Annotated in this window: 16 protein-coding genes and 1 pseudogene; 10 read left to right on the top strand and 7 right to left on the bottom strand. The window is 51.7% G+C overall.

Going from position 1 to position 19,450, the window contains the following annotated elements; all coding sequences use genetic code 11:
- Positions 1–38 precede the first annotated feature (38 nt).
- Together LQZ21_RS02115 and LQZ21_RS02110 are read right to left on the bottom strand one after the other, a co-directional pair.
- Positions 39–380, bottom strand: a complete 342-nt coding sequence (locus LQZ21_RS02115) for a hypothetical protein (protein ID WP_411042489.1) — start codon at positions 378–380, stop codon at positions 39–41.
- 1 nt (position 381) lies between these two features.
- Positions 382–2,652, bottom strand: coding sequence for a hypothetical protein (locus LQZ21_RS02110; RefSeq protein ID WP_411042488.1), 2,271 nt, complete (start codon positions 2,650–2,652; stop codon positions 382–384).
- Between the two features lie 316 nt (positions 2,653–2,968).
- Here LQZ21_RS02110 and LQZ21_RS02105 point away from each other — a divergent pair, with 316 nt between their 5' ends.
- Positions 2,969–3,403 carry a septum formation initiator family protein gene (locus LQZ21_RS02105; protein ID WP_411042487.1) on the top strand — a complete coding sequence of 145 codons (435 nt, stop codon included), beginning with the start codon at positions 2,969–2,971 and terminating at the stop codon, positions 3,401–3,403.
- On the opposite strand, the gene LQZ21_RS02100 is transcribed toward LQZ21_RS02105, so the two are convergent.
- The 3 genes from LQZ21_RS02100 to LQZ21_RS02090 all read right to left on the bottom strand — a co-directional run bounded on the left by LQZ21_RS02100 (position 3,400) and on the right by LQZ21_RS02090 (position 6,305).
- The gene (locus tag LQZ21_RS02100; protein WP_411042486.1) at positions 3,400–4,236 is read right to left on the bottom strand and encodes a TP0183 family DNA metabolism protein; all 837 of its coding nucleotides are present in this window, start codon (positions 4,234–4,236) and stop codon (positions 3,400–3,402) included. The two genes, LQZ21_RS02105 and LQZ21_RS02100, sit on opposite strands and share 4 nt — an antisense overlap.
- 117 nt (positions 4,237–4,353) lie before the next feature.
- A complete protein-coding gene (gene smpB, locus LQZ21_RS02095; RefSeq protein WP_411042485.1) occupies positions 4,354–4,815 on the bottom strand; it encodes an SsrA-binding protein SmpB in 462 nt (153 codons plus the stop codon).
- On the bottom strand, positions 4,812–6,305 hold the full coding sequence (locus LQZ21_RS02090; protein ID WP_411042484.1) for an SUMF1/EgtB/PvdO family nonheme iron enzyme: 1,494 nt from the start codon (positions 6,303–6,305) through the stop codon (positions 4,812–4,814). Before LQZ21_RS02090 ends, smpB begins: the two co-directional genes overlap by 4 nt.
- 66 nt (positions 6,306–6,371) lie before the next feature.
- On the opposite strand from LQZ21_RS02090, the gene lepB (LQZ21_RS02085) reads away from it, so the two are divergent.
- From lepB (LQZ21_RS02085) to LQZ21_RS02075, 3 genes are read left to right on the top strand one after another with little or no spacing between them, the layout of a single operon-like run.
- Positions 6,372–7,358: a signal peptidase I gene (lepB, locus tag LQZ21_RS02085; protein WP_411042483.1), complete on the top strand. Its 987-nt coding sequence runs from the start codon at positions 6,372–6,374 to the stop codon at positions 7,356–7,358.
- Between the two features lie 19 nt (positions 7,359–7,377).
- Positions 7,378–8,106: a signal peptidase I gene (lepB, locus tag LQZ21_RS02080; RefSeq protein WP_411042482.1), complete on the top strand. Its 729-nt coding sequence runs from the start codon at positions 7,378–7,380 to the stop codon at positions 8,104–8,106.
- Positions 8,093–9,313, top strand: a complete 1,221-nt coding sequence (locus LQZ21_RS02075; RefSeq protein WP_411042481.1) for a coproporphyrinogen-III oxidase family protein — start codon at positions 8,093–8,095, stop codon at positions 9,311–9,313. The genes lepB (LQZ21_RS02080) and LQZ21_RS02075 overlap by 14 nt, the downstream gene beginning before the upstream one ends.
- A gap of 64 nt (positions 9,314–9,377) precedes the next feature.
- Here the strand turns inward: LQZ21_RS02075 and LQZ21_RS02070 are convergent, their stop codons facing one another.
- Positions 9,378–11,912, bottom strand: coding sequence for a helicase-related protein (locus LQZ21_RS02070; protein ID WP_411042480.1), 2,535 nt, complete (start codon positions 11,910–11,912; stop codon positions 9,378–9,380).
- Positions 11,913–12,032: 120 nt separating this feature from the next.
- Between LQZ21_RS02070 and ppdK the strand changes: the two genes are divergently transcribed.
- The 5 genes from ppdK (at position 12,033) to LQZ21_RS02045 (ending at position 18,751) form a co-directional block, all read left to right on the top strand.
- Positions 12,033–14,834 (top strand): pyruvate, phosphate dikinase, encoded by a 2,802-nt coding sequence (ppdK, locus tag LQZ21_RS02065; protein ID WP_411042479.1) that lies wholly within the window; start codon positions 12,033–12,035, stop codon positions 14,832–14,834.
- A 126-nt stretch (positions 14,835–14,960) separates the two neighbouring features.
- A complete protein-coding gene (locus LQZ21_RS02060; RefSeq protein WP_411042478.1) occupies positions 14,961–16,220 on the top strand; it encodes an MFS transporter in 1,260 nt (419 codons plus the stop codon).
- Positions 16,207–17,163: an ABC transporter substrate-binding protein gene (locus LQZ21_RS02055; protein WP_411042477.1), complete on the top strand. Its 957-nt coding sequence runs from the start codon at positions 16,207–16,209 to the stop codon at positions 17,161–17,163. The genes LQZ21_RS02060 and LQZ21_RS02055 overlap by 14 nt, the downstream gene beginning before the upstream one ends.
- Before the next feature lie 53 nt (positions 17,164–17,216).
- A complete protein-coding gene (locus LQZ21_RS02050) occupies positions 17,217–17,987 on the top strand; it encodes an ABC transporter permease (RefSeq protein WP_411042476.1) in 771 nt (256 codons plus the stop codon).
- Positions 17,984–18,751, top strand: a complete 768-nt coding sequence (locus LQZ21_RS02045; RefSeq protein ID WP_411042475.1) for an ABC transporter ATP-binding protein — start codon at positions 17,984–17,986, stop codon at positions 18,749–18,751. Before LQZ21_RS02050 ends, LQZ21_RS02045 begins: the two co-directional genes overlap by 4 nt.
- On the opposite strand, the pseudogene LQZ21_RS02040 reads toward LQZ21_RS02045, so the two are convergent.
- A pseudogene (locus LQZ21_RS02040) lies at positions 18,732–18,938 on the bottom strand (SPOR domain-containing protein); the annotation flags it as partial. The gene LQZ21_RS02045 and the pseudogene LQZ21_RS02040 sit on opposite strands and share 20 nt — an antisense overlap.
- Positions 18,939–19,026: 88 nt before the next feature.
- Here LQZ21_RS02040 and LQZ21_RS02035 point away from each other — a divergent pair.
- A complete protein-coding gene (locus LQZ21_RS02035) occupies positions 19,027–19,362 on the top strand; it encodes a hypothetical protein (protein WP_411042575.1) in 336 nt (111 codons plus the stop codon).
- Positions 19,363–19,450: the final 88 nt, after the last annotated feature.

Here is a 19,450-nt window from a genome sequence, read left to right as displayed (position 1 = left end):
TGCCCCACTTCCGGTAGGGACCAGCCGTTCCCGCATGGTTACAGATAGGGCCTTAGGCTCTCAAAAGCCCCTTCGGGATTTTCCGACTCAAAGAGAAAACAAACTTCTGTTTTGAGGGTTCCTGAAATTCTATGGGCAACCAATTCTTTATCAATAGAGGAGGGGAACAAAATAAGACAACGGAACGGGGGAAGCGGCAGAGTCAGGGCGAAGGAAGCGGTTATGGCGGAAAGCTCATCGTTAAAGCCCCGGTACTCCATATTTTCCGGTGTTTCAAAGATTATTCCACTTAAGACCCCATGAGCCGTATGGTATTGAATAAATTCTTCTTCTATTATTTGCCGGATAATCCGGGAAGTGGCTTTACTTAAAAGCCCCATTTTAGACCAAACCTAATTCCTCAAAAAGTTTTTTATAGGTATCGTAATATTCCGATTGGGCAAATTCCTCAATTTTTTCTTCCGGCAGGGATTCCAAAAGCTGATCCATATAAGAAAGGACCACCTTCAACTCCTGTTTAAGATTATCCGGAACATTCGGCTCTTCAGATACCTCTCCGGTAACTTCCTCATCATCAGTATACTGGATAGCAGGTTCTTCCTGGATGGTTTCATCGATGGCATGGTCAAAAGAAACCTGGGAATCATCGGACTCCACCACAAAATCTTCGGGGACAACCTGGGCGAAATTTTCTTCTTCTACGGGGAAGCTGTCTTCATCCGTTTCCTGCACTTCTTCCACATCGGATAGGAGATCCTGAGGTAATTCATTGGAATCGAAATCTGCCTCGGGTAGATCAATGGATATTTCTTCTGGAACCTCCTCGGAAAACTCCAAAACCTCCTCCGTATCTTCTTCGGGAAGTTCCAGGGATTCTTCCAGATCAAGGTCAAGGGAGATTGATTCCAAGGACGGCTCCTGAATGGGATTTTCCACCACATCCCCGGAGAGATCCGGTTCGTCAATAACGGCGTTGGATAAGTCAAGGGCTTCTTCTTCAAAACCGTCTTCCGCCGGAACCTCTTCATCAAGATACCCGGTATCATCCGGTGCCGCAGTCATGGGCTCGACTCCCTCTTCCTGAAGCAGCTGTAATTCTGAGGAAGCCTCTATCGGGGGGATTTCCTCTGGAATAACTTCTTCCGGGGTATACTCAAAACCCAGGGGGGGGGAGATGGGCTCGTCGGAAATATCTATATCTATGGACTCACTAAAATCATCCCCCGGTTCCTCCGAAATAACCGGTATGTCCGTATCTTCTTCGGGAATCGAAGGACTTATGTCCGATTCCACCGAACCTTCAAAATCCAAATTCTCAAGGGGTCCTTCCTGAAGGGGCGAGATATCCTCTGCCTCAGATTCAAACTCCAGGGATAAGGAATCATCCTCCAGAGAAACATCGGACAATCCCGTTTCCATGCCCTCTCCGGAAGACTCGTCCTGAACCGTGATGGATGCTTCCGGTAAAAGGTCCTCTTCAAAAAGATCTTCCGATGCGGAAAGGTCCACTTCCTCGGAAACGAAAAAATCCCCGGTGTCTTCAAAGGATAGTTCATCGGGAAAGGCTTCTTCCATATCAATACCGGCCGCTTGGCCTACGGTCTCCTCAGTTTCGGCCTCTTCAGTTGGAGATTCTTCGGCAATAAAATCCGGTAACTCCCGAATCTGTTCGGTAGATTCCGAGACATCTTCCCGCTCCGCTTTACTTTTATCCTCCGGGATAAGATCCTCCACCGTACTTTTGGCGGCATCGGCTCCGACTTCTTCGGTAAAGCTTGCGGTACTAAGGATATTATCAAGTTCAGCCCCGGTAAGGGAGAGCTTTTCATCCTCCTCTTTTTCATCCAAAAAACCACCATCGCGATCCGGTTCATTCCCCAGGGTAGTACCCCGGATCCCCGAAAGCTCCCGCTTAAGGCTGGATATTTCCATCTTTATCGAGGAGAGTTCATCGGCGATCTTCATCAGGAGTTGGGTGGATAAATCTAATTCACCTGATTTTTTATCTTCCGGGGCTTTGGTCACAGGGGGCTGGAGTTCCGTATGTTCCGTTTCCGTAGGCGTCTTCTCTGCCACGGGATCGGTTAAGGCGGCATCCGAATCCTTAGGTACCTCTCCAAGAAAATCCTCCATGGATATTTCGGTTAAGGTATCCTCCCCTTTCGAGGCCGTTTCAGATGGCTCTTTGGAAGAGAGTAGATCATCAAAATTTACGAGGTCTTGATCGGTCTTTTCCGTTGTTTCCCCCGGATCAGTACCGGAAATATCAAAAAAATCATCCGTGATTTCGTCATCGTGGTCCGGACCCAAATCCATGGTATCATCTGTTCCCTCGGTGGAAAGGGCATTTTCTTCAAGGGAAAAATCAAAATCCGGCAGATCCTCTATGTCGGGAAGAAAAAGATCCCCCTCGTCGGTTTCCGTTTTGGCCTCCCCATCCGAAGATTTTTCCTGTTCCGTAAAAACTTCTTCTCCAAAATCCGGCAGATCTTCTACATCAGGTACGATTTCCTCGATGCTTTGAATTCCACTATTTTCGGAAGAAAGGTCCTGGGGTTCACTTTTTACCCATACCCCATACTCATCAAGTTCATCGGAAGAACCGATAGAACCACGATCGGAATATATCGAGGGTTTTTTTTCACTTGCCATGACCTGCTCCCTAAATTGGTACATATATCCGAGGCTGTTTCAAAACCAAAGGAGTTTTGGAACAAGCTCAGATTTATATCCTGTATATCGGCATTTTTTACCCTGTCAAGTAGTTTTTTTAGAAAACTAGCCTTGAAAGGGTTTCAATAGCGCCAATCCCCAAAACAAGGCTTGGGAATACTCCTATACTACACAAAAGAACCGAATTTTGGAATCGGTTCCCGTAAGTATATTATCTTAATGTTAGCCTAGAGTTTTTCCTATTGTCAATGAATATTCTTTAAGAATAACAAGAAAGTAGCCGTAAATCAAAGTAATGCGATCCCTAAAATATCTCATCGCCCTTTGGGTTACCATAACCCTTTATACCCTAACTTCAATTTTCACCGGAGATATCGGGTTTTCAGCATACCGGAATCTCAGCCGGGAACGGGATAAGCAGCAATTAAATATAGAAGCCCTCAACGAAAAAAACAAAGAGTTGGAAGGCCTGCGGGATGCCCTCTTGTACGATTCGGATACCATCGCGGTATATGCCCGGGATCTGGGATTCGGCCGGGATGATGAAACCTTCATCCGCATTGTAGGTTTAGCGGAAAAGGTCAAACAGCCCGCCGCCGCAGGAGAAGTTACCTCCATCATCTTGCCGGAACATATTCCCAACCGTATCTTCCGTTTTATCGCCTTTTATACCGGGATGGGGGTAATTGCCCTTTTAGGGATCTTTGATTTTCTGCGCCGCCGATCTTAACGGCCGTATTTAATCCATTCCACCGGCCGTTCCACACCGGGGATCAATTCCAAAATTTCCTCGCCTTCATATCGTACCCTGGTTTCAATCCTTTTTCCCCGAAGGAGACCGCCCTTTTCATAAAGCTGGAATTCCCACCGCATCGGTTCCGCTTCGGCCCTCAATCGTTTTGCCACCTGATAGGGCAGGGGATGATAAAACCGTTCAGTGTTCGGAGAATCTTGAAACACTTTAAGGATATTGTTTTCGATAAGATAGGTAAGGTTCATCTGGACACCGGAAGTAAAGATCGCCGTCCCGCCCATATTTCGTCTGAGCCGGACCAACTGTATCGCCGCGTCTCCCCGCCAGGTGCCGGCGAGTTTGTTTACCGTCAGTTGTTCCGGAGGTTCTGTTTCGATTCTTTCCGGTTCGGACCTGATATCAAAGGCCGATACCACCAGGGAACGGGTTTTTAAGGCAAGATCACTTAAGGTCTTATGAACGGAGGTATATAAAACCCGGTCACCGGTACTTTGTTTATAGAATTCCAGCATGAGGATACGGTTTTCCCCTTCTCGGAGGATACTCCCCGAAAGGATATACTCCGGAGACCGGAAAAGTCCCGAACTGTAGGTAGTATCCATGCTTATGGCAGAATCGAGGAAGACCACATCGGTTCCCAGATCCCCCATATAGGATTTAATTAAGGATTCAATGAGCCCCGCTTCATCTATTGGTATACCCTGTACGGTAAAGGGCATGATTGCTACCAGGGGTTTAACATTCTGGGAATAAAGCAGGGGAGGAAAAATTATAAAAAATAGCCAAATATAGAAATTTTTCCTTCTCATATATTATAATTATATCACAAAAATCTAAAAAAAACACGAAATTTTTTAAAAAAAACGATTTATTTCCCTTGGGGAACCTTTAACCCCTGGTTCCGCCAAAATGAGCGGAGAGAGGGATTAATGCAGCCGTTCCCGAAATTCCCGGGACACTTCCCGTTTTATATCCCGTTCCCGGATATCCGCCCGTTTATCATAGGCCTTTTTCCCCTTACAAAGGCCCAATTCTACCTTAACCCGGCTCTTTTTAAAATAAAACGAAAGGGGAATCAAGGTATAGCCCTTTTCCTCGACCTTGCGGCTTATCCGCTTTATTTCTTCTTTGTGGAGGAGCAGCCGTTTTTTCCGGTCCGGATCGTGGTTAAAAATGGAAGAAAAGGGGTTTTCAGCTATCCTAAAGGAACGGAGCCAGATTTCCCCCCCAATTACTTCGGCCCAGGCATCGGGGAAGGATATTTTCCCGTCCCGGAGGGACTTAATCTCGGTTCCCAAAAGCTCTATCCCACATTCATATTGATCATCCACCGTGTAATCGTACCGGGCCTTGCGATTGAGGGCGATGATTTTGATCCCCCCGCTCATGGCGTCTCCCGGAGGGCAATAACCGGTCTGAATGAAACAAAGGGCGAACAGGATGAGGGGGGAAGGGAAGCCCTGGTTTCGACATCAATGGTAACGGGGGAACTTACCCAGGAGCCGCCCTTCACCGGCCTTTCCGGGGAACTTATATCCCGGATTATTTCCCTCGCCGCCGGGAAGAAGCTTAAGGGAGCAAAGGGATCCCCGCACCATTCCCACAGGCCGCCGAGCATATCCAGGGGAAGCTCCCCCCTTTGACCAAGCTTTGCCGCATATTCCCACTCCGCTTCCGTGGGGAGTCGTACCTCATAGGAGGCCAGGGCAGGGGGGAGAAATCGGGAGAGCCATAAACAGTAGGCCCGGGCCGCGTACCAGGAAACGCCGGGAACCGTGGGGTAAGGATAGGAGGGGTTATCCGCAGGGAGGAGATAATCCGAATTTACCAAGCCCCGTTCTATCAAGACCTGGGTATTCTCCGCCCGCCACTCCGGCTCGTCCGCCAGAAAGCCATCCCAAGCTTCGGTACTTACCTCGGTGGCGGCAATCCAGAAGCTTCCGACGGTCGTAGCATGGGGGAAAGGGGTTCCCTGTACCAGGGTTCCGCCGGGCAGCTCCTTGAAACTCAGGGTGCCTATTTCCAGGGTTTCCCCGGAGACCGTCCCTAGAGAGGAGGATAGTCCTAAGGCAACGGCCCCTTCCTGGTCCTTCTGGTACCAGGGGGAATCAACCAGGACATCCGCTTCCTCTGGGGGGAGTATCGCTCCCAACCATGCCGCGGCGCCCGGGGTTTCAGCCAGATAGGTCAGGATCTCTTCTGCGGAACGGAGTATGGTTACCGGTGAAGGGGATAAACCTCCGTTGTCTATGAGAAATTTAGCCCGCAGGAGATCCCGAAGGGCCGCCCGGGTGGAGGTAAACCGGAGGGAGGCCTGGAGAATTTCGTTGAATTTTTTATAGATCCGGAGATCTGTTCCGGCGGGTCCCGCCCGGTATGCCCCCTCGGAGAGGCTCAAAGGGATCTGAAACGCCGTGGTAGGTTCCCCCGCAAAGGACCATTCGGCGTAATCCGCAGCCCCCAGGGTCAGGACCGCTCCGGGATTATCGCTTTGAAGTTTTCCGGTGATAAATTCTTTATGGGGAAAAAGAGCCGAAGCGAAGATCCTGCCGGGGATCTCCTGTTCTATCCGGTGGGATTGGAATCCGGGAAGGACCAATTCAATCACCCGCCTTCCCCGGGGTATAAAGATCTCACAGGGGGTGACCCCCAGGGTTACCCCGTCTACCCGGACCGCCGCCCCCAATGGTTCGGAATTGAGGATCCCCAGGCTGCCGGGTTTGATAAGCCCTGGGTATATCAAAACAAAAAAGAGGACCAATAAAATGATGAGAGCATAGAGGATGGTCAAATAGATCCCCGGCCTCACGCCTAAAATGGGGACAAGACGAACCTGATCTTCCCCATTTGTTTCCTCAGGAACGTTTTTTTCGAACATGGCGGCATTATAGGACTCTCATCCATATCTTGTCAACGATGAGACTTCGTGATAGTTTTTTTATACATGACCAATAAGATGCTTTTTTTTGATCAGGTTCAGAAATTTACCGAAGCCTATCTCAGCCGGCGGCGCAGGATTCGGCGGATCAAAAGGGAAAAACAAAAGAAAAAAAATCCCCTTCTGGATTGGGTTGAAGCCTTTTTATGGGCGGCCGGGGTGGTGCTCCTCATTAACCAGTACCTGTTACAGGCTTACCAGATCCCTTCGGGTTCCATGATAGATACCCTCCTTATCGGAGATCGGATTTTCGTCAATAAGATCCTATACGGCCCTGAATTACTTCCGGGCTTGGGAAAACTCCCCAGTCCCATAAAACCAAAACGAAACGACATTATTATATTTGAAAATCCTTCGTATATTTCCCGGGGGCCGGCTTTTGACATTGCCCAGCGGATCATCTATATGCTTACTCTGTCTTTTGTGGATATTGACCGGGATGAAGCCGGGGAACCCAAGGCCCATTTCCTTATAAAACGGGCGGTGGGGGTGGCCGGTGACCGGTTTATCATGGATAAGGGAGAATTTCGGATCCGTTTTGCCGGGGAGGACCGATGGGTTACGGAACGGGAATATGCGGTGGGCCGGAATTTTAACTACCACATTAGCCGGCTGATGGAACCATCGGACTATCCGGCCTTGGCGGCAGCGGGAAAACTTACCGCCTATAATAACCTGGGACTGCCCTCCCCGGAACACCTCATCGCCGCTGCTACCGCCGCCCGCGACTGGTCTTACCCCGATTATCTTTATCATGAACAGTGCCGTCTGGAATTACTCCGGGCCGCCCATCCTGAGGATGAGCGTTATAGGTTAGCCCTGGCCCGGTATATTCAGGGGTGGTATATTCCCGAAGGCAGGATCTTCCCCTTGGGGGACAATCGGGATAATTCCCGGGATGGGCGGTATTTTAATCCGGTCCGGCTATCCAAGGTCTTGGGGAAGGGTTCTGTTATTTATTGGCCGCTCCGGCGGATAGGGTTAATACGGTAATCGGGTAAGGAACTAGGGTATGTTCAATAAATGGCGCAAATATTCTTATGCCGCTCAAAAAAGTCAATGGCTTTTTATACGCTGGATATTTATATGGATTGTGGTCTTTTTTCTCCTGTATAACCTGGTAACGGTTTTTTTCTTTTCCATGTGGGTTCTGGAAAATGAAACCATGCTGCCCGGACTTCACCGGGGGGACCGGTTGATCCTTTCTTCCTTTGGATTTAACCGGTTGATCCTCCAAAACACCGGGACAAACCGGTCCATCCCCTTCCGCAGGGGCCACATCGTTTTGGTGGACATGGCACTGAAAGAAAAGAAAAATATTTTTATCGGTTTTTGGGATGCTCTGGTCAGATTTTTTACGGCCCAACAGGTAAATATCACCGATCAGGGAGAACATGTTTTTGTAAAGCGGGTAATAGCCCTACCGGGGGACGAAATATCCATGACCCAATTTGTTCTGCGGGTAAAACCCCAGAATGATACCTATAGTTATACCGAATTTGAGTTATCCGACCGGCCCTATGATATTACCATACCCCAGGTACCTGCCCTGTGGGATGAATCCCTCCCGTTTTCGGGGAATATAGATCCCAGGGTTTTGGGGGATGATGAGTGTTTTGTCCTTTCCGATGATCGGAGCAATACCAACGATTCCCGGACCTGGGGGCCTGTTTCTACAGCCCTTATCACCGGCAGGGTCCTTTTCCGGTATTGGCCCCTGAACCGCCTTGGCCGGCCTTGAGGGGCCCTGCTCCCTTTATATCCACATCCCCTTCTGTGCCGGGACCTGTGATTATTGTGATTTTTATTCTATTCCCGTTAAGGCCGAGGATCCCCGGCTTGACCATTATGTGGACGCCCTGCTGGCCGATGCGGAATATATCCTAACCGTCTTCGGTATCCGCCGGGTTCCTACCCTGTATATAGGAGGGGGGACCCCCTCCCTGCTGGGAGGGATGAGGATAGCCCGTCTCCTCGTTGGTCTGGGTTCCCTCATGCCGAATTCCCCCCTGGAGATCACGGTAGAGGCAAATCCCGAGTCCGCGGACGGGTCCTTTCTGGAAGCCTGCCGGGTGGGGGGGGTAACCCGGATCAGCCTGGGGGTCCAGACCTTCCATGAGCCTTCCCGCCGCTTGGTCCACCGGGTCGGGGAGGGGGCGCTGCTTCCGGAACGGCTCCGCCTGGTTCGGGAATACTTTGGCGCCGCCTTTTCCGCGGACCTCATCACCGGGCTCCCCGGCCAGGACCGGGAGGTGCTGGCCGGGGACCTGGAAAAACTCCTGTCCTTTACCCCCGGTCATATTTCCCTCTACGCGCTTACCCCGGGAGCCGGGACCCCCTTGGTGGCGGACCCCCGATTTAAGACATTCCTTCCCCCGGTGGACGAGGCGGACCGGCTCTGGCTTATGGGCCGAGACACCCTGGAGCGGGCGGGTTATGGTCAGTACGAGGTCTCCAATTTTGCCCTGTCGGGAAAGGAATCGCTCCATAATATCCGGTACTGGCGAATGGAGAATTGGCTCGGTCTGGGACCGGCCGCGTCCGGAACGATTATTGATGACCGGGTAGGCCGGGGGACCCGTTATACCGTCATGGCGGATGTGGATGCCTACCTCGACACCCCGGTTGAGGACCGAATTTTCAGTGGGGACAGAGCTCTGTCCCCACTGAAAAAAAAGCCCCTGATTTTAGTGGAATCCCTGGATCGGATTGTCTTGATGAAGGAGACGTGCCTTATGGGATTCCGTTCCATCGAAGGCCCGGATCCCCAACTTTTTATCCGGCGTTTTGGCCGGGATATTGCGACGTGTATCCCCGGAACCCTTGCCCGGTGGTGGGATCGGGGGCTGGTAAGGCCGGACAAAGTTGCCCTTACCCGGGAAGGGCTTCTGTTTCTGGATCCTTTCTTGATGGATTGTTTTGAGGAACTGGAACATAAAGAAAGATGAATCCCCTAAGCCTATTCGATAATTCACTTAGGGGGGACCAGCCGCTCTTTCAAAAAAACTGTTCCTAGAGGTATTCCGAAAGCCGCCGGTAGGTCTGGTTTACGATACGTTTGGTTTCCGCGTCCGCCTCGTCACCCAGATCGTCGATCAGGGTTTCCAGGGCCGACAGGCTTTCGTTGAGGCCGGTGGAGAAACCCCGGGAACACCGGAACCAATAGTTTCCATTCCCATCGGTAAAAAGACCGATAAAGCCTAACTCTTTTTTCCCCTGCTTCCAGATCGCGGGATTTACCAGGTCCGGAAGGCGGGAAATAATCGCGATGGGGTTTTCCCGGAGGTTAAACTGTTCCTTCCGGGGCCAGGTCCGGGTCAGGGCTCCATCTATGTCCAGGGAAGGGGCAAGGGAGAGGATCAGGCTGAGTTTTTCTCCCGCCAGCAGGGTATAAATCCCCCCAACAATGACCATCCCCTTGAATCCCTTGTACATAGCCTCGTTTATCTCCCCCTTGATTTTGGAAAGCCGTTCCCAGGAGAGTTTTACCATCTTTTTCCCTTTGAAGGTTTCGATATCGAAAACTTCGTCGCCGATCTTGATGGTATTGGTAAAGTCTCCGGCTGTTTTGAGCCGTTTTTCCGGAAGGGCAGTCCCCTTTTCGGTTAACTGGGATCTCCCCCCCAGGCTTTCAAAAAGTTGGGGGCTTATCTCCTCCAAAGCCTGCTTGGACAGGGGAGAGACCGACATAGCGTACATCCGGGAGGTCCGTACGATTTCCCCGGCCACAATGTATTGGGGGTCCATTCTGAACATTACCGAACCGGGATGGATCAGGATCCGGTCTGCGGTAAGGCTCCGATACATATCCTTACCTTCCCGGACACAGACGAATTGAATGAGCCCCCGGGCTACGGCCTTAAGGTAATCCTCATTACTCCCGCCGGAGAGAATAGGAATTCCCATACCGGATACGATCAGTTCCAACTGTTCCGTGACATTGGCGATTTCCGCCATGGCCCGTTCGTCCAGGTAGTTTTTTTCACAAAAATTAGTCCGGTTAAAAGCCGCCTTATAGGAGTGGTACAGTTTAAGGTAGGAGACAAAATCCCCCATATTGTCCCGAAAACCATGGTGGGCCTTGCGGGCATCGCTTTCCTCTCCCGGGGGCAGCACATAGGGACTCTGGGTCGAGAGGAAAGCCGCCGCGATGATGGTTTCCTGGGTAACCTGGGGATACCTGAGGATAGCTTCCACAATGATCCGGGATTGCCGGGGAGGCAGGGGAAATTCGGTCATCATTTTTCCGATCTTAGAAAGGCTCCGGTCCGGCAGCAGGGCATCCAGCAAGTTCAGGGTTTCAATAGCGGCGATGAGCCCTTCCCGATTGGGGGGGGAAATAAAGTCAAATTCCTCAAAGGCGCTAATCCCCAGATCCGCCATACGGAGGACCACTTCGGACAGATCGGTACGGAAAATTTCCTCCGTAGTAAAAAGGGGGCGGTTTTCAAAGTCCTTCCGGCTATAAAGCCGGTAACAAATACCCTCCCGGGTACGGCCCGCCCGGCCTTTCCGCTGGTTTCCCGATGCCTTTGAGACCGGCCCTTCGATTAGGCTGGCGGTAAAGGTTCGGGGGTTGTAGTAGTTGAGTTTTGCCAGTCCCGAATCGATCACCGTGGTAATCCCGTCGATGGTAACCGAGGTTTCCGCGATATTGGTGGAGATTACCACCTTGATTTTACCGTTGGGGGCGGGATCAAAAACCCGTTCCTGCTCATCCTTACCGAGCCTTCCATAAAGGGGGACCAGATGCAGATACTTTCCCGCCAGCCCCATCCCCAGCCGGGCCATACATATTCTTATTATTTTTTCTCCGGAAAGAAATATGAGGATATCCCCTTCCCGTTTTTCACCGATAATCCGTTCGATGATCATCACAATTTTATCCAGGAGGACATCTTCACTGCTGGCACCGAAGAAATCGCCGTCCTTCCGGTACCGGTCCTTCCTTTCCATCGGGATCACCGGAGGAGGGGGATCATAGATAAGGGTGACGGGGTAGGTAACGGCATCGATTTTTACCACCGGACATTCCCCGAAATACTCAGAAAAAACCTGGGTGTTGATGGTGGCGGAAGAAATAATCACCTTAAATTCCGGTCTGACTTCCAGAACCCGTTTTAAAAGGCCCAGGATAAAATCTATATTAAGACTCCGCTCGTGGGCCTCATCCACCACCAAACAGCCGTATTTTGAAAGATAGGGGTCAAGCTTCATTTCCTGAAGGAGGATCCCATCGGTCATGATCTTGATCCGGGTGGATTCGTCGGTTTTATCCTCAAAGCGCATCTTATATCCCACCAGGCCCGGTATGGAAGTGCCCATCTGCCGGGCGATGTATTCGCTCACCGAAACCGCGGCAATCCGCCGGGGCTGGGTAACTCCGATCATACCCAGTCCGCTGTATCCTGCTCCATGGAGGATCACGGGGAGCTGGGTAGTTTTTCCTGAACCGGTGGGACTTTCCACCACCACCACCTGATGTTCCGCGAGAGCGGTAAGGATAAGATCCTTATGTTTGTAAACGGGAAGTTCCAAATAATTCATTTATGCTATAACCTCCCTTATCATACCACAAAGAGGTAATTCAATCCAGCACATTACCCGATAACCGGAGGGCTTTCTTTTTTTCTTATCTCTCTTTATAATAAAGAAGGAGGATAATGAATGGCAAAGAAAAAGAATGTATATTTCTTCGGTGAAGGGAAGGCCGAAGGAGACGCCAAGATGAAGGATGTCCTTGGCGGTAAAGGGGCAAATCTGGCGGAAATGACCAGTCTGAATATTCCGGTGCCTCCGGGTTTTACGATTTCTACCGAAGTATGTGCCGCTTATTATGAAAACAAAAAAAAATATCCCGCCGGCCTTGAGGAAGAGGTTCTGGCAAACCTAAAAAAACTCGAAAAGACCATGGGGAAAAAATTAGGAGATCCCGAGGATCCCCTGTTGGTTTCGGTCCGTTCCGGGGCCGCGGTATCTATGCCCGGTATGATGGATACTATCCTTAACCTGGGGATCAACGATGAGGCTGTTTTGGGTCTGGCGGCAAAAACCGGTAATCCCCGGTTTGCCTGGGATGCGTACCGACGTTTTATTCAGATGTATGGCGGAGTGGTTATGGAGGTACCCGACACTGCCTTTGAGGAGGCCATAACTTCCATAAAAAAAGCCAGGAACATAAATCTTGACAAGGATCTCAGCGACAAAGATCTGAAAGAACTGGTGGAGGAATACAAAAAGATCATTCAACACCATGTGGGTAAGGAATTACCCCAGAATCCCCTGGATCAGCTTTGGGGAGCCATAAACGCGGTTTTTGGATCCTGGATGAACGAACGGGCCATCAAATACCGGGAGCTTAATAACATTAAAAATATCAAGGGTACGGCGGTCAACGTTCAGTCCATGGTGTTCGGTAACTTCGGTGATGATTCGGGAACCGGTGTTTGTTTTAGCCGGGATCCTTCCACGGGCAAAAACGAATTTTATGGGGAATACCTCATGAACGCCCAAGGGGAGGATGTGGTGGCCGGGATTAGAACCCCGGAGAAGATCGCCACCCTGGAGACGGAAAACAAAAAGATCTACCAACAGTTGGTGGATATTAAGAACCGGCTCCAAAAACATTTCCGGGATATGCAGGATATGGAATTCACCGTCCAGCAGGGAAAACTCTTTATCCTCCAGACCCGGAACGGCAAACGGACCGGAGCCGCTGCGGTTAAATGCGCGGTGGATATGGTCGCCGAAAAACTGATCGATAAAAATACCGCGATCCTCCGGGTAACCCCTGAGCATCTGGATCAGATGCTCCATCCCATGATCGATCCCGCGGCCCTTACGAATGCCCGCTCCCTTACCCAGGGGCTTAACGCATCTCCCGGGGCAGGCTGCGGCCGGATCGTGTTTTCCGCCAAAGAAGCCGAGGATTGGCATACCCGGGGAGAGAAGGTACTCCTTGTCCGGCAGGATACCAGCCCTGAGGATATCGGCGGTATGGTGGTTTCCCAGGGGATCCTCACCTCCACCGGAGGCATGACCAGCCATGCGGCGGTGGTTGCCCGGGGTATGGGAACCCCCTGTGTGGCCGGGGCGAAGGATGTACAGGTACAGGGAAAAAAGGTGAACATCGGCGGCAAGACCTTTAAGGAAGGGGACTGGATTACCATTGACGGTTCTTCCGGGTTTGTCTATGAGGGAAAGCTTCCTCTGGCGGTCCCGGAAATATCCGATGACATGAAAACTTTCCTAAGCTGGTGTGACGATGTTCGCGCTTCTTCGGTACGGGGGTCGATTAAGGGTTTTGAGATCAGGACCAATGCGGACCAGCCCGAGGATGCCAAACGGGCCTTTGATTTCGGCGCCCAAGGGGTGGGACTTTGTCGTACGGAGCATATGTTTTTTGAGAAGGAAAAACTCATCCACTTCCGGGCTATGATCGTGGCGGATACGGTAGAAAAACGGAAAGAGGCGTTACGGAAGATACTCCCCCTCCAGCGGAAGGATTTCTTTGGCATCTTCAGTGCCATGGAGGGCCGTTCGGTGATCATCCGGCTCCTGGATCCCCCCCTGCACGAATTCGTTCCCCAGACCAAAAAGGAAATTGCGGAGCTTGCGGCCTATCTTAATATAAAACCCGCAAAACTTCTGCCCAAGATTGAAAAGCTTCATGAGATAAACCCCATGTTGGGACATCGGGGCTGCCGTCTGGCCATAACATATCCTGAAATTTACGATATGCAGGTTGAAGCCATTGTCCTGGCCGCGGTGGACTGTATCAAGAAAAATATTCCCGTGGATCCGGAGATAATGATCCCCATCGTGGTTACCGCTCGGGAATTAAAACTGATCCGCCCCAATGCGGAGGCCGTGATAAAGCAGGTTCTTGAGCAGGAAGGGGTAAAACTCAAGGTCAAAATCGGCACCATGATAGAGGTGCCCCGGGCGGCGCTCCGAGCGGGGCATGTTGCCAAATATGCGGATTTTTTCAGTTTTGGTACCAACGATCTTACCCAGATGACCTTTGCCTTCAGCCGGGATGACGTGGCCTCCTTTTTGCCCACCTATCTGCAGCATCAGGTCCTGGATGTGGACCCCTTTAAGTCTATTGACGAAGAAGGGGTAGGATTCCTCATCCGGAACGCCGTGGAGCAGGGGCGCCAGGTCAATCCCAATCTTAATGTGGGTATCTGCGGGGAGCATGGCGGCGATCCCGTCACCATTGATTTTTGTTTCCGGGCGGGAATAAACTATGTTTCCTGTTCCCCGTACCGGGTACCTCTTGCCCGGCTTGCGGGAGCCCAAGCGGTGATTAACAACACAACTCCGGGTCCGGTCAATAAAAAGGCTTCCACGGGTAAAACAGAAAAGGTGCGTAAAGCCGCTAAAGCGGATAAACCTGTTAAATCCGCTAAAGCGAAAACACCGGGCAGGACCGGAAAGCGGGGGACCAAGGCCGGTACCAGGTAAAACTCTTTTCGATTACGATGACGCCGGAGCTTTCCGGCGTTTTTTTATTCGAGAGGATTAGTATCCAAAACTTTAATTTTTAAGATAATGGAGTCTAAACGGGGGTAGGATCCCCTATATAACAACATGAATAATCCGCTTATCAAAACGCTGGTGAGCCTCCGGGGAAATCCGCGGGCTTGTGTATATACCGAACCCCTCTGGGGGCTTTCGATGAACCTCTGTCTGCCCTATGCGTCGGTTTATATGCTCGCCGTGGGCCTGAACGATGTCGAAGTTGGGTTTATCGCCTCGGTGTATATGCTTTCCCAGGTGATTTTTGCCTTTTTAAGCGGCGCCATTACCGATAAGCTCGGCCGACGAAAAACCACTGCCATCTTTGATTTTTTGGCTTGGTCCGTTCCCTGTCTCATTTGGATTCGGGCGGAGAATTTCTGGTTTTTTTTGGTTGCCGCCCTTTTTAACGGCATTATGAAGGTGACTACCAACTCCTGGGATTGCCTCATGGTGGAGGATGCCGAAAAAAGCCAGATCACCCGGATCTACTCCCTGGTAATCGTATCGGCTCAGCTTTCCGCCCTTTTTGCCCCTATTTCGTCTATTTTGGTCTCCCGGTTCACCCTGGTTCCCGCTATTAGGATCCTCTATGCCAACGCCTTTGTGGTGATGACCATTAAATTGATAATCCTCTTTATTTGTTCCAAAGAAACCGGTACCGGGATGATACGGATCCGGGAAACCCGGGGAAAAAGTATCTTCTCCCTCCTGGGCGGGTATGGCGGGGTTTTACGGATCATGGGGAAGTCCAAAGGAACAATCTTCGCCCTTATTATCACCGCCCTGGTGGGCGCCGTGGGGATGATCAACATTACCTTCTGGCAGGTTATTGTTAGTAAAAAACTCTTGGTTCCCGATTCCCTTTTGCCCTTTTTCCCCATGCTGCGTTCCATCATCGCCCTCGTTTTTTTCTTTACGGTCATTCCCCACCTTACCAAGGTAAGTTTACGAACTCCATTGCTCCTAGGTTTCGCCAGTTATATGGCAGGCCAGACTATTCTCATAAATACCCCGGTGGAAGGGAGCTTAAAATACGGGATACTCTGCCTGTCCCTGGTCTTTGACGGGTTCGGCGCGGGAATCCTGGCCATGCTTGCCGAATCCCTGGTTGCCCTCCATGTGAACGTTGCCGAACGGGCCCGGGTAATGGCGATTCAGCACATGATCATCATGTTTTCCACCTCTCCCTTCGGCTGGATAGGAGGGATCCTTTCCGGTATTTCCCGTAATCTGCCCTTTATCCTCAATATATTTCTTTTACTTGTCGGAATGATAACAACTTTGATATATTACCGTTATAAGAGGAGTGAAAAACATGAAATCATTTAAACATGGTCTGTTCTTTTGTTTCATTTTCGGATGTCTTGCGGCTTTTCTCGGCGCCCAATCGTCCCTGACTATATACGGCATTAAAGGACCCTCCGGGGTGGGGATGATCCGGCTTTTTGAAAATCCCCCGGCAGTATCGGGGATGAATATCCGCCTGGAAGCCCTGGCCCAGGCGGATCTCCTGGCGGCCCGGTTTCTTTCGGGGGAAGCCAAGGTCGGGATCCTGCCCCCTAATGTGGCGGCCAAGATAGCCTCCGGGGGAAAGCCCCTGCAAATCGCCGCGGTGGTAGGGACGGGGATGTTAAGTCTTTTAACTTCCGATCCGGCGGTGCGGGGGATTGAGGATCTCCGGGGGAAGACCGTGGAGGTGGCCGGTCAGGGGGCAACCCCGGATTTGGTGTTCCGGCGGATTCTCCTCTCCCGGGGGATAAATCCTGGCAGGGATATACAGCTGGGATATGCCTTGGCCTATCCGGAAATTGCGCAGTCCCTGATTGCGGGAAGGATCGCTACCGCCCTGCTCCCGGAACCCTTCGCCACCATGGCCCGGACAGGAAAGCCCGGCCTGCGGGAAGTTGCCGATATCGAGGCCGAATGGATCAAGGCCGGGGGTAAAGGGAATTTTCCCATGACGGTATTGGTGGTAGATGCCGATTTTGCCCGGTCCCGGCCCGATGTGGTAAGGACCATTCTGGCGGAATATGAAAATTCTATCCGCTGGGTTATCGCTCATCCTGGAGAAGCAGGGGCCTTGGTGGAGAAACACGATCTGGGCCTCCGGGCCGCCGTGGTAAGCGCCGCCATACCCCGGAGTAATTACGTGTTTATCCCTGCGACAGAGGCCAGGGCCTCCCTGGAAGCCCTTTTTAAGATCTTCCTGGATTTTTCCCCGGCGGCAATTGGCAACGCCCTGCCGCCGGATAGTTTTTATCTTAAGCTCTAACCACTTATACCCTCTAAAGGGTTAGATAACGGAGGAGGGAATCTTAGCAGGGGATGGTAAAAAATAACAAGCCGGGGGGATATTTCCCGGTATTCGGATTTTTAGGGGTTCTATTTCTTCTCTTTTTCTGGGAACTCGCCTCCCGGTTTTCAGGAAGTATCCTGCTTTTTCCGGGGCCATTGCCGGTTTTTATCCGGTTCGCCACCCTCATTACCACCGAAACCTTTCTCCGTTCCCTGGGGAATAGTTTTGTCCGGGTCGTTTTAGGCATCCTTATATCCGTACCCCTGGGAGTTTTGGCGGGGATCGCCACGGGGCTTGACCAACGGGCCGCGGCCCTTTTTCGGCCCCTTTTTTCGGTTATCTCCGCTACCCCGGTAATGGCGGTGATCCTCATCGCCTTTCTCTGGCTTGGTTCGGAACGGACCCCGATATTTACCGCCTTTCTCATGGTGTTCCCCGTGATGGCCGCCAATACCATGACCGGGATAGGGGCGGTGGATCCCCGGCTTGTCGAACTCCTGCGGGTCTACCGCTTGTCCCGGGCCGAAACCCTCAGGCGGCTCTATATCCCTACCCTGGTCCCCTTTATCCTGGGGGGACTCCGGAGTTCCCTTTCCCTATGCTGGAAGGTGGTGGTGGCTGCTGAGGTGCTGGTACAGCCCGTGCGGTCCCTGGGAACGGGGATGCAGCAGGCTAAGGCCCAGCTTGAAACGCCGGAGCTTTTTGCCTGGACCGCAGCCACGGTTTTGGCTGCGGCCCTTTCCCAATCCCTTCTCAGCCTGCTCATTTCGGTCGTAAAAAAACGAGGCGGTATCTCATGAAGCCTCTGGGTTTTTCTCTTGAAAACGTATCCTTTTCATTTACCGAAAATCCCCTCTTTGAAAATATTTTTCTGGATCTGGATGATGAGAACCCTGTAGTGATCCTGGGTCCTTCAGGCTGCGGTAAGACCACCCTTTTGCGGCTCATAGCCGGTCTTTTAAAACCCCGGTCCGGAGAGATCCGTCTTGGGGGAGATCCGGGAAAAACAGAGGCGGTTTCTTTTATTTTTCAGGAACCCCGGCTTTTCCCCTGGTATAAGGTTTTGAAAAACGTGATGATTCCCATCGAAGGTCCTCTGGGGAAAGCGGAAGCCGAAAAACGGGCCCGGTATTTTTTAGAGCTGGTTTCCCTGGAAGATAAAGCCGGGGTCTACCCGGATGAACTTTCCGGGGGAGAACGGCAACGGATTTCCATGGCCCGGGCCTTTGCGTACCCCGGTCCACTCATCCTTTTGGATGAACCTTTTCAGTCCCTGGATATTCCCCTCAGGCTGGAACTTATGGATATACTCCTGGATCTTATCCGAAAAGAAAAGCGTCGGGCCCTCGCCGTAACCCACGATCCCCGGGAGGCCATTTATCTTGGGGAACGGGTTCTGGTTCTGACCCATCCGCCCGGGGGAATAGTTTTGGACAAAAAAATTTCTTTAAGCCGCACAGAACGGATCTATGGGGCCCCCGCCCAAGGTAAGCTGGAACGAATCCTGCTTAAAGCCCTGACGGGTCCCCCTGGAAAGGATAGGCTTACGGTTCTGTCCGGATAAGGATATCCGTAAAGCCCGCAGCATTTATGCGTCGGGTTATGGCATCAAGATCCGTCGCCAGTACCCCGGCAATAACGACCCGGTAGTAATTGTTGGAAATTTCATAAGCAGGATTAAGCCCCACATTTCTGAGCCGAATAACCATACTCTGGGCGGCTGATTCCTCGGCGAAGATTCCAACCTGCAGGCGGAATCTTCCGACACCGGATCCGTAATTAACGCTTGGAACCTGAGGCGCCGCCGTTGTCGGTGCTGCCGTCGTCGGTCCTATTGTTGTGGGGCCCACGGTTGTCGGTCCCACGGTTGTCGGTCCCACTGTTGTTGGCCCCACGGTTGTCGGTCCCACCATTGTTGGTCCTATTGTTGTGGGGCTCACCATTGTCGGTCCCACAATGGTCGGTTCCACGATGGTGGGGCTTACGGTTATCGGTTCTACGGTTAAGGGTCTTACCGTTGTGGGTTGTACGGTTGTCGGAGAGACTACCGTCGGAGAAACCCAGCCTGATTCGCCACTGGACCTAAAACCCGGGGAAGATATTCGGGGCTGGGGAGCAACGACCGACGGTTGGGGAGCAACCACCGCGGGTTGGGGAGCAATCACCGCGGGTTGAGGAGCAATCACCGCCGGTTGGGGAGCGATTACCGCGGGTCGTGGGGCAATTACTGCGGGCCGTGGGGCAATTACTGCGGGCCGGGGAG

Origin of the sequence: Treponema sp. TIM-1, from assembly GCF_046533115.1 — a bacterium.
GTDB lineage: Bacteria > Spirochaetota > Spirochaetia > Treponematales > Breznakiellaceae > JAIRMO01.
Note: the sequence above shows the minus strand (reverse complement) of the source record. Positions and strands in the feature narration are given on the sequence as shown.